The sequence below is a fragment of the Paraglaciecola sp. 20A4 genome (assembly GCF_011378905.1).
Lineage (GTDB): Bacteria > Pseudomonadota > Gammaproteobacteria > Enterobacterales > Alteromonadaceae > Paraglaciecola.
This window is the reverse complement of sequence record NZ_WTPY01000032.1, coordinates 38723-49714: the sequence shown is the minus strand read 5'-3', so window position 1 is coordinate 49714 and position 10992 is coordinate 38723. Positions and strand designations below refer to the sequence as shown.

Here is a 10992-nt window from a genome sequence, read left to right as displayed (position 1 = left end):
CTTAAATACTCTATGATGTTTGGACATAAAAAGACCCCCAGTAATTGGAATGTCCAACTATTGGGGGTCACTTCAAATCGGGTGGCTTTTTTCGTTGTGCGCGAAAAAATACCTAAGACAATCGATATTGGCGGAAGAGACTGCCAGACTCCCAATAAAGAAAGGGCTATCCTCAATCGCGCCGCGACCGAGGTAGCCTTTTTTTTACGTCTGGAATAATGTCGTCCCAATACGCGGTATGCGATACGCGGTATCCGATACGCGGTATCCGATACGCGGTATCCGATACGTTAACCCCTGTGGTATTAACGGTTACCATGCTAAGTGACATAAAAAATGAACCCAAGCTAAATCGAATCTATTAGTAAATACTAATCTGTATTCGGAAATGGCGGATCCAAATTAGTCTTGTGAGTACATTTTGTCAGGTGTTTTGCATCGCTAGAAAACAATTTCTGTGCATATAAAGCAATAATGTTGTTATCTGTGCGCAAACAAGTATTCGCTAAATTATCTTAGGGATACCCACTGCCTATTTGTCGCTTAGGGATTTCTAAAAATGATTACAAATTGTTAAGTTTTCTATGATCAGAATCTATTAGTATAAGGATACTTTAATATATGCGAAGTATAAGCTGTTTATGAGATTTCAATTTTACACGTTAGCCATCGTTGCTACGTTATCCAGTGTGTCAGTAGGACTAGCGAATGCAACTGAAGTACAAATAAAAACGGTGCTTGGTAATGTGAACGTTAACCTGTTCGATAATACAACTCCGCAAACGGTTGCGAATTTTTTGAGTTATGTGGATTCTGGAGCTTATGCCAATAATGTAGTGCATCGTTCTGAGCCTGGTTTTGTAGTGCAAGCAGGTGGGTTCCAATATAACGCTATTCTACCCTTGGATACGGTGCCGACTGGCAGTCCCGTACGAAATGAACCTCTGCTGTCTAATCGACGAGGTACAATCGCTATGGCTAAACTGGGAGGTAATGCCGATAGTGCCACCTCTCAATGGTTTATTAACGTCAGTGATAATAGTATCAACTTAGATATGCAAAACGGTGGCTTTACCGTATTCGGTCAAGTTTTAGGTGAGGGCATGGATATCGTTGATGCCATTGCTGCTCTGGATAGATTTAATCTGGGAGGTGCTGCCAGTGCCGCACCTTTGCGTGACTACACGCAAGCACAAGCTACAGCTGGGGTGGCTATTTCTGGTGATAATTTGATTATCATTAGTGACGTAGTTGTAGTTGATACAGCTATCGTGACGCATTCTGAATTAGCACCCGCTACAAACACTTCGCTAGGACAGAATAGCGGTGGTGATTCGAGCTCTGGAGGTTCTGGCGGCAGTGTTGGGTTATGGGGGCTAATAGTGTTGGCTATATTAGGTTTCAGAAGAAAGATATTTAAGTAAAAAGACCTATTTTATAGATATAAAAAAACGGCTCAAGAGAGCCGTTTTTTAATGGGGTTTAATAATTACTCTTTTGAGCGACCGGCACGTTTACGATCATTTTCAGTAAGAAGTTTCTTACGTAATCGAATGCTTTTAGGGGTCACTTCTACCAGCTCATCATTATCAATGAACTCTAAAGCTTGCTCTAGTGACATAACGATAGGCGGTATTAAAGTTTGTGCCTCATCTGTACCTGAAGAGCGAACGTTAGTTAATTGCTTGCCTTTAAGGGCATTAACCGTCAAATCGTTTTCACGAGTATGAATACCAATTAACATGCCTTCGTATACTTCGGTCGCGTGGCCAATAAACATACGTCCACGTTCTTGCAAGTTAAACAAGGCGTTAGTAAGGGCTTTACCTGTAGCGTTGGCAATCAACACACCATTTTTACGCTGACCGATGTTTCCACCTTTATGCGGACCATAATGATCAAATGTGTGGTAAAGCAAACCTGAACCAGAAGTCATCGTTAGGAAATCAGTTTGGAAACCGATTAGGCCACGACTAGGAATGATGAAGTCCATACGAATACGGCCTTTACCATCTGGAGACATATTTGTTAACTCACCTTTACGTAAGCCAATTTGCTCCATAATTGACCCTTGATGTTGCTCTTCGCAATCGATGGTCACTGTTTCAAAAGGTTCTTCTAATTTGCCGTCAACTTCACGTAAAATTACTTCTGGACGTGATACTGCTAACTCGTAACCTTCACGACGCATATTTTCTATCAATATACCTAAGTGTAATTCACCCCGACCTGAAACACGGAATTTATCCGGATCGGCAGTTTCGTCCACACGTAAGGCTACGTTGTGAATTAATTCATCTTGTAAACGTTCAAGGATATTACGTGACGTTACGTATTTACCTTCTTTACCACAAAATGGTGAGTTGTTTACTTGGAATGTCATTGTTACGGTTGGTTCATCAACAGACAGGGGAGGTAAAGCTTCAACATTGTTCTGATCACATATCGTGTCAGAAATCTTAAGCTCGCCTACACCGGTAACAGCAACGATGTCGCCAACAGTACCAACTTCAACTTCAGTCCGGTCAAGCCCCATATAGCCCAATATCTGGCCTATTTTACCGTTACGTTTTGTGCCATCAGCACTGATAACCGTAACTGCCTGATTAACACGAGCAGAACCACGTGAGATGCGACCAACACCAATTACGCCAACATAAGAGTTGTAATCAAGTTGAGAAATTTGCATTTGGAAAGGACCATCGATATCGCCACTAGGTGGTTTAACGTGTTTAACGACAGTTTCAAACAACGGGGTCATATCTTCGCTAGGTTGGTCAGCGTCTAAACTTGCCCAGCCGTTAAGTGCTGATGCGTACACAACTTGGAAGTCAAGTTGGTCATCAGTGGCACCTAAGTTGTCGAACAAATCAAAAACTTGATCGATAACCCAATCAGGCCGTGCGCCAGGTTTATCGATTTTATTAAGCACTACGATTGGTTTAAGACCTTGAGCAAATGCTTTTTGTGTCACAAAACGCGTTTGTGGCATAGGGCCTTCTTGCGCATCAACGAGCAACAATACGGAATCAACCATAGACATTACACGTTCCACTTCTCCACCGAAATCGGCGTGTCCAGGAGTGTCTACTATATTAATGCGGTAGTCATTCCAACGTATCGCAGTATTTTTAGCAAGTATGGTAATACCGCGCTCTTTCTCGATATCGTTAGAGTCCATAACCCGTTCTTCAGCAACGCCTCTGCTCTCAAGAGTTCCGGACTGTTGTAAAAGTTTGTCAACTAAGGTGGTTTTTCCATGGTCAACGTGGGCAATAATTGCTATGTTCCTCAAGTTGGCAGTCGAGGTTTGCGATGCGCTCATAGTAGTTTCTCTTGTATGGGTGGATTTAACCACCATTAACTGAATTTATAGGGCGCGGATTGTACAGTTTTAATGTGCATTTTGCGAACACCATTTAGTGTTTATATATATTTAACGTTACAAATATATATTTGCACTAATAAGCGTCACCTTTGCGAGCGCGTAAGTGGGATACTACCTGTTACGCACCTTAATGGTGCGCATAATCACTCGATTGGTGCAATCGTGCTAGGCGCAGCGAGCCGTGTCTACTCTAAAAGCCCATATATCAGCGATTTTGCCAATATTGTGGTTGGCATGATTATCGCTTCGAGCATTGCTAAGTTAACCAATATCAACGTTATTTTACATTACCGTTTAATCTGGAGGACGAAATGTCAGTAGAAAAGGCTTTACAGTTTATACAAGAAAACGAAGCTAAATTTGTAGATTTGCGCTTTACGGACACTAAAGGTAAAGAGCAGCATATCTCTATTCCTGCCCATCAAATAAATGAAGATTTTTTCGAAGAAGGAAAAATGTTTGATGGTTCATCTATCGCAGGTTGGAAAGGCATCAATGAATCTGACATGGTATTAATGCCAGATACCGACACTCTTGTTGTTGACCCATTTGCTGAAGAAACACAAGTAAACATTCGTTGTGACATTCTTGAGCCAAACACTATGCAGGGCTATGACCGAGATCCTCGCTCTGTTGCTCGCCGAGCAGAAGAATATCTTAAGTCGACCGGAATCGGTGATAAGGTTTTATTTGGCCCTGAACCAGAATTTTTCTTATTTGATGATGTTCGTTTCCATACAGATATGGCTGGTTCGTTCTTCAAAATTGATTCTTCAGAAGCTAAATGGAATTCAGGTGCTGAATTTGAAGATGGCAACATGGCTCACCGTCCAGGTGTAAAAGGTGGTTACTTCCCAGTACCTCCTGTTGATTCTTCTCACGACACCCGCGCTGCTATGTGTATGGTTATGGAAGAAATGGGTTTGACAGTTGAAGCTCATCACCATGAAGTGGCAACGGCTGGTCAGAATGAAATTGCATTCCTTTTCAACACGCTAGTTAAAAAGGCTGATGAAGTTCAAATTTATAAGTATGTTGTTCATAACGTAGCCCATGCTTATGGTCAAACCGCTACCTTTATGCCTAAACCTCTTGTTGGCGATAATGGTTCTGGTATGCACTGTCACCAATCTATTTCTAAAGATGGTGTGAATATTTTTGCCGGTGATAAATATGCCGGTATGTCTGAAGATGCCTTGTTCTACATTGGTGGTATCATCAAACATGCTCGTGCTATTAATGCATTTGCAAATGCATCAACCAACTCGTACAAACGTTTAGTACCTGGGTTCGAAGCACCAGTAATGCTTGCTTATTCAGCACGTAACCGCTCAGCTTCCATTCGTATTCCTCACGTTAGCAGTGAAAGAGCACGTCGTATTGAAGTGCGTTTCCCTGACCCAACAGCTAACCCATACTTGGCATTTTCTGCCATGCTTATGGCTGGCCTTGACGGGATCAAAAACAAAATCCACCCTGGCGATGCAATGGATAAAGATCTTTATGATCTTCCTGCAGAAGAAGCAGCTGAAATTCCAACTGTTGCTACTTCATTAGAGGATGCTTTATCTGCGCTAGATACTGATCGTGAATTCTTAACTGCCGGTGGCGTAATGAGCGACGACATGATCGACGCTTATATCGCACTTAAAAGTGAAGAAGTAGAATTGTTGAATATATCGGTACATCCGGTTGAATTTGACATGTACTACAGCGTTTAATGCTGACTATTGTTACGATCGGGTGAAAATATTCAACTGATCTGACATGTAATGTTTAGCTTAAAAAGCCTGCTCTGAGCAGGCTTTTTTATGCGCGCCATCCATGCAGAGTGTCACTTTGCAAGCAGTACCATTTGTTAAACTCTTATCAGTACAATTAGGGGTAATGTAGTTAATGCGATAGGGTCATTACGACCAGCTTATTATTGCGGTAAACTGAATGCCTTATCTCTAGTGAGCCAAAATTATGAAAGTCATTATTGGATGGATATTATTACTTTTTGTATTAGGTGCTAACGGACAAAGCGATAACATATTCAAAGTTACTTCCAAGGACGGTGAAATCATTTATACCGATAAGCCGTTGGGGAATAGTAAACAGATTGAGTTGCCCAATGGCTCAACGATAACCTCAACGTTAATGACCAATTCAAGTAATGATTCTCTAAATCAAACTATAAAACAAAGCCCCAAGACCCGTTATCAGCTCACGGTCATTTCTCCAAGACCTGAGCAAACTATCCATAACAATAACGGCGACTTAGCAATTCAAGCGGCAGTTACGCCTAAGGTGCAAGGTATTTATAGTTTGCACTTAAATGACCGGGTAATTAGCCAAAATAGTGAAACTTTTCAGCTGACTGCATTAGATCGGGGTGTTTATAATTTTTATATCGAATTTGCCCTCAAGTCGGGCAAGATCCTTGCATCTACTCCTACGCAAACATTTTATTTGCACCAAGCTTCAGCGCTAAACCGTCCTAAGTAGGATCATTCACTTGACCATGGGGTTGTATTGAGCTGATATAGATATCTAAGCACCAAATTGGTGCGAAATTATATGTTGCCCCTATGCCGTTTAATATTAAAACAGACACCTTGCTGGATAATTTATCAACTGCTGTCATCTTATTGGATGAACAGCTGGTGATTATTGAAGCCAATCATGCAGCCCAAGCCATGTTTGAGCGTAGTCTCAATTTACTCTTAGATTGCCCGATTAAGCAGCTTATCGCCGATTCGAGTTTAGATTTCGTTCGTTTTACCCAAGATATGCAGCACGGTGAAGGGTATTCCGATGGAGATGTGCAGATCAGTTTTGCTGATGGCCGTCATACCCATGCCGATGTGACGGTAAGTTGCCTTCATACTTCTTCTGGTGTGACGTTACTGCTAGAAATACGCTTGATCGAAAAACAAAAGAAAATTAGTCAAGAAACACAGCAATGGGCTCAACAACAAGCCGCACGAGAATTAATACGCGGTCTTGCCCATGAAATAAAAAACCCGCTTGGTGGGATCCGCGGGGCGGCGCAATTATTAGAAAGAGAATTGCCCTCAGAAGGCTTAAAAGAATTCACCAGCATGATCATTGAGCAATCTGACAGATTGCGTAATTTGGTTGATAGATTACTGGGCCCTAATTCAAGACCTAATTTTCAAAGTCATAACGTACATCGGGTTCTTGAGAAGGTAATCACCTTAGTGCAGCTTGATTTAAGTCACGAAATTACTATCGAACGTGATTACGACCCGAGTATACCTGAAAGCAATATTGACCAAGATATGGTGCTACAAGCTGTTCTAAATATCATGCGTAATAGTGTACAAGCCATTTTACAAAGTGGTCAAAGCGACGGAAAAATCAACGTAGTGACGCGAATTGAGCGACAAGTGACGATACATGGCGAACGCCATCCTCTAGCAATGAAGGTGAGCTTGATTGATAACGGCCCAGGGATCCCCGCTGAACTTAAAGACACCCTATTTTATCCCATGGTGACAGGCAAAAAAGAAGGAACCGGATTAGGCCTGTCGATTGCACAAACGTTGATTGACCATCATAAAGGTAAAATTGATGTTGAAAGTTGGTCAGGACATACCGAATTTACGATATATATTCCAATTAACAGGAAGGAGCTTACCTCATGAGCACAGAATCAGTTTGGATTGTTGATGACGACAGTTCTATCCGCTGGGTTTTACAAAAAGCCCTACAATCAGCCAATATACCCTGTTTTAGTTTTGAGAATCCTGAAGACTTACTTTTACAATTGCAGACTGATCAGCCGCCAGAGGTAATCGTTTCAGATATACGTATGCCACAAATGGATGGCATGGAGTTACTTGAAGAAGTTCATAAACGTTATCCGTCTATTCCCGTTATTATTATGACCGCGCACTCGGATCTTGACAGTGCAGTCAATGCGTATCAAAGCGGCGCTTTTGAATATTTGCCAAAACCATTTGATATAGAAGAAGCAGTAGGACTAGTGCGCAGGGCGTTAACTCATGTGCGTGAACAGGCTAAAAGTAATCATCGACCCGTTTTAGCCACCGCGACTGAGATTATTGGTGAAGCGCCCGCTATGCAAGAGGTGTTTAGAGCGATTGGACGTCTATCTCGCTCTAGTATCAGCGTATTAATTAACGGTCAATCCGGTACCGGTAAAGAGTTAGTCGCTCAAGCTTTACATCGTCATAGTCCCAGAGCCAAACAAACATTTATCGCTTTGAATATGGCTGCAATCCCGGCTGATTTGATCGAGTCAGAATTATTTGGCCATGAAAAAGGTGCTTTCACAGGTGCGCAAAATGCGCGTCAAGGTCGGTTTGAACAAGCGGATGGTGGTACCTTATTTCTAGATGAAATAGGCGATATGCCACTTGATGTGCAAACGCGTTTGCTACGGGTGCTTGCAGATGGGCAATTCTACCGAGTAGGCGGCCATAATCCGGTTACCGTTGACGTACGTATTATTGCTGCAACACACCAAAATTTAGAGCAACGGGTAGCTGATGGTAAATTTAGGGAAGATCTATTTCATCGGTTAAATGTTATTCGTATTCATATCCCCCGCTTGACTGAGCGAAAAGAAGACGTGCCGTTGTTAGCGGCGCATTTCTTACAAAAAGCAGGAGTTGAGTTAGGTGTTGAAGTTAAAAGTTTAAGCAAAGAGACCAAGAAAATTTTGATGCAACTTCCTTGGCCAGGCAATGTTCGTCAATTAGAAAACGTCTGTCGCTGGCTTACCGTTATGGCTAGCGGACAAGAAGTGTTACCACACGACTTACCACCCGAAATTCATGAGTTACCGCTTAGCAAAGACCAGCATGAAGCCTCAGGTGACTGGCAAACTCTACTCGCGACGTGGGCTGACGAGCAACTGCAATCTGGACGCAACAATATTCTAGATGAAGCGATGTTGGTATTTGAACGTGTATTGCTTGAGCGAGCGCTCTTTCACACTCATGGGCATAAGCAGGATGCAGCGAAGAGATTGGGTTGGGGCCGAAATACCCTAACCCGAAAACTAAAAGAACTTAATATGTAAATAAAACAGATTCAGTATTGATAACACTACCTTTCAATGCTGAATCTGCATACAAGCTTACTTTGTCAGTAAGACTGCCATCGATTTATTAAACATACCCAGCCATTTAGGGCAAAATTGTCCATCTTTAATACGATTTATTTCTATGACGGCGCGTTTTTTTGGATGTACCACATGACTTTTGTGGGCTCGGTTATGGGTAATCGCATCAAAAGTGTCTAATATACCCAGCAGCCTAGCACCGTCGCAAATATCCGCTTCTTTTAAGCCAAGTGGGTAGCCAGTTCCATCCATACGTTCGTGGTGCTGCATAACTATTTTTCGTGCTTCATTCCAATGGTCTAAATGCTCTAGCAGACGAGCACTTTTATACACATGAGAGCGCATCAAATTAAATTCAGTTTCGGTCATTCTTCCCTGTTTATGTAGGATTTCAATAGGCATAAATGCCATGCCAAAATCATGCATGTAGCAAGCAACAGCCAGTTGGTCTTCGTCAATTGGCATGCCGGCTACTTTGTTCACATAGGCGGCTAATTTAGCGATACGATCGCCTCGTCCATTCCAATACATTGAGCGTTTTTCTATTGGTTTCATTAATTCACGAAAGAATAAAATGTCGCCATGTTTTTGTTGACTCAGATGTTTGGGGATCCCTGTTGTCGCGAGCTTAGAAGGCGGGGGGCGGTTGTCACCATCCTCTTGGCTTGCGCTAAAGGCTCGAACATCTAAGCTAGGATCGAGTAACAATACTGCTTCAGATAAAATCTTGTCGTGTTCAGCACTATTGCTAGGAGATATTTTAGAAATTTGGATGATCAGTAAATTAAATAAACTCGCGTCATATTCAGCCTTGCCATTTTGAATACAGTTTTCAACAAATATTTTTACGCGATCCATGCTCAAGAGCACCAAGTCACTCATATTGCTGGTGTACTCAATTTGACCTTTGCGAAGAAAGTCGAGTAAATCTTCGACATGTTGCAATAACGGGATCATTGGCGTGAAATTAACCAGCCCCAAATCACCCTTTATTGTATGTATCGAACGAAATAACGCACGTTGCAGCTCATTATCGTTTGGCTTTATTTCCAGTTCAATTAGGGTCTGTTCACTGGCTTCGTATAGCTCGTTAATTTCTTCGAGTAAGTCGGTGAGAATGTCGTCATCAAGATCTTCGTGAGTAAATTGTTGCATGTATGCTCGAGCCCTAATTCAGGTATGTATACGATACGAATATTCATTATTATCGGCTATAAATCGAGAATAATGAGATTTTTAACTTAAAATCAACGCTATACCACTAAAAGACGATACTGATCAGACATCCTAATTTGAAAATGACGTTATAATCAACTCGTCTTTTAAACCATAGGATCTCGCGTGCTGGCTTTGCTACGAATAATTTCTGTTTTCTTTTATTTTCTTTTAATCAATATATTACTGGTGTTGATTTGCCTTTGTCGTCCCTTTCACCGAGACAACGTGCATTTGGCTGGAAAATTATATAGTTCTACCAGCAGACTGCTTGGCCTTAAATTGGAGGTGCGAATAGCGCCAGAAGCGCAGCAAGGTGGCCCTTACGTTTTTATCGCCAATCATCAAAATAGTTTTGATATTTTTACCATTTGTGCCGCCGCATTAAAGGGCACGGTTACTGTCGGTAAAAAGAGCCTTAAGTGGATCCCTATTTTTGGCCAAGTCTACTGGTTGTCAGGCAATATTATGATTGACCGGAAAAACTCAGGCCGCGCTATGGATACACTCAAAAACACCGTTAACAAAATGGGCAAACGTAAACTTTCCGTATGGTTTTTTCCTGAAGGAACACGCAGTTATGGACGTGGTTTATTGCCATTTAAATCTGGCGCATTTCGTATTGCAAAATTGGCCAAACGGCCTGTTATTATCGTTGCTGCTAGCAACCTAGAGAATAAAATTAAGTTAAATCGATGGGATAATGGCACGTTGATCATTGATGTGGGTAAGCCCTATGAGCTCGACAACAGCCGAACCACGCGAGAGTGGACAGAATACTTTCATCAAGTGATGCAGGATAAAATAGCGCAATTAGACAGTGAAGTTGACGCAAGCAACAGATAAACTAGCGGCCTTAATTGAACATAGGATTACACATGAGTGAAGACGAACAAGCAGAATGGTTTGAATTTAATCAAGAGACTGTCGAAGCGTTGATTGAAGACGGCAGTGATGCCACTAAGCCGCATACTATTGAGTATCACTTTGCTGGCGATGATTTCGATGTTTTGGAAAAAGCCGCAGTCGACGCTTTTAAAGCCGGTTTTGAAGTGGGTGATGCCGAAGAGTTAATGCTTGATGATGGTGGCACGATTTTTTGTTTTGACGCGGTAGTAGAGCGTTTACTCGACGTCGAGTTGATCAATGCCGACACGGTAAAGTTATTGGCGATAGCGAAAAAACAAAAAGTACATTTTGACGGTTGGGGTACCTATTTTATAGAGTGAATGGCAACATTTTCGGATGCGTAGCCTACTTGTGCAAAGGCGTATTAACTTAGCGTAAGTTT

General features: G+C 41.9%; 10 protein-coding genes. 8 read left to right on the top strand and 2 right to left on the bottom strand.

Going from position 1 to position 10992, the window contains the following annotated elements; genetic code table 11:
* Both GQS54_RS23095 and GQS54_RS19945 read left to right on the top strand, forming a co-directional pair.
* A partial coding sequence (locus tag GQS54_RS23095; RefSeq protein WP_205967854.1) for a hypothetical protein occupies positions 1–219 on the top strand: 219 nt, incomplete at its 5' end.
* Between the two features lie 422 nt (positions 220–641).
* Positions 642–1424, top strand: coding sequence for a peptidylprolyl isomerase (locus tag GQS54_RS19945; RefSeq protein ID WP_166425676.1), 783 nt, complete (start codon positions 642–644; stop codon positions 1422–1424).
* Between the two features lie 65 nt (positions 1425–1489).
* Here GQS54_RS19945 and typA read toward each other — a convergent pair whose 3' ends face one another.
* A complete protein-coding gene (gene typA / locus GQS54_RS19940; RefSeq protein WP_166425675.1) occupies positions 1490–3325 on the bottom strand; it encodes a translational GTPase TypA in 1836 nt (611 codons plus the stop codon).
* Positions 3326–3699: 374 nt separating this feature from the next.
* On the opposite strand from typA, the gene glnA reads away from it, so the two are divergent.
* From glnA to glnG, 4 genes are all read left to right on the top strand, one after another.
* Complete coding sequence (gene glnA, locus GQS54_RS19935) at positions 3700–5109, top strand: glutamate--ammonia ligase (RefSeq protein ID WP_166425674.1); 1410 nt, start codon at positions 3700–3702, stop codon at positions 5107–5109.
* A gap of 247 nt (positions 5110–5356) precedes the next feature.
* Positions 5357–5878: a DUF4124 domain-containing protein gene (locus tag GQS54_RS19930; protein ID WP_166425673.1), complete on the top strand. Its 522-nt coding sequence runs from the start codon at positions 5357–5359 to the stop codon at positions 5876–5878.
* A gap of 83 nt (positions 5879–5961) precedes the next feature.
* Complete coding sequence (glnL, locus tag GQS54_RS19925; RefSeq protein WP_166425672.1) at positions 5962–7041, top strand: nitrogen regulation protein NR(II); 1080 nt, start codon at positions 5962–5964, stop codon at positions 7039–7041.
* Positions 7038–8444, top strand: coding sequence for a nitrogen regulation protein NR(I) (gene glnG / locus GQS54_RS19920; RefSeq protein ID WP_166425671.1), 1407 nt, complete (start codon positions 7038–7040; stop codon positions 8442–8444). Before glnL ends, glnG begins: the two co-directional genes overlap by 4 nt.
* Before the next feature lie 57 nt (positions 8445–8501).
* Here the strand turns inward: glnG and GQS54_RS19915 are convergent, their stop codons facing one another.
* Positions 8502–9641, bottom strand: coding sequence for an HD domain-containing phosphohydrolase (locus GQS54_RS19915; protein ID WP_166425670.1), 1140 nt, complete (start codon positions 9639–9641; stop codon positions 8502–8504).
* Positions 9642–9827: 186 nt separating this feature from the next.
* On the opposite strand from GQS54_RS19915, the gene GQS54_RS19910 reads away from it, so the two are divergent.
* Positions 9828–10547 (top strand): 1-acylglycerol-3-phosphate O-acyltransferase, encoded by a 720-nt coding sequence (locus GQS54_RS19910; RefSeq protein WP_166425669.1) that lies wholly within the window; start codon positions 9828–9830, stop codon positions 10545–10547.
* A 32-nt stretch (positions 10548–10579) separates the two neighbouring features.
* On the top strand, positions 10580–10930 hold the full coding sequence (gene rraB / locus GQS54_RS19905; protein WP_166425668.1) for a ribonuclease E inhibitor RraB: 351 nt from the start codon (positions 10580–10582) through the stop codon (positions 10928–10930).
* Positions 10931–10992: the final 62 nt, after the last annotated feature.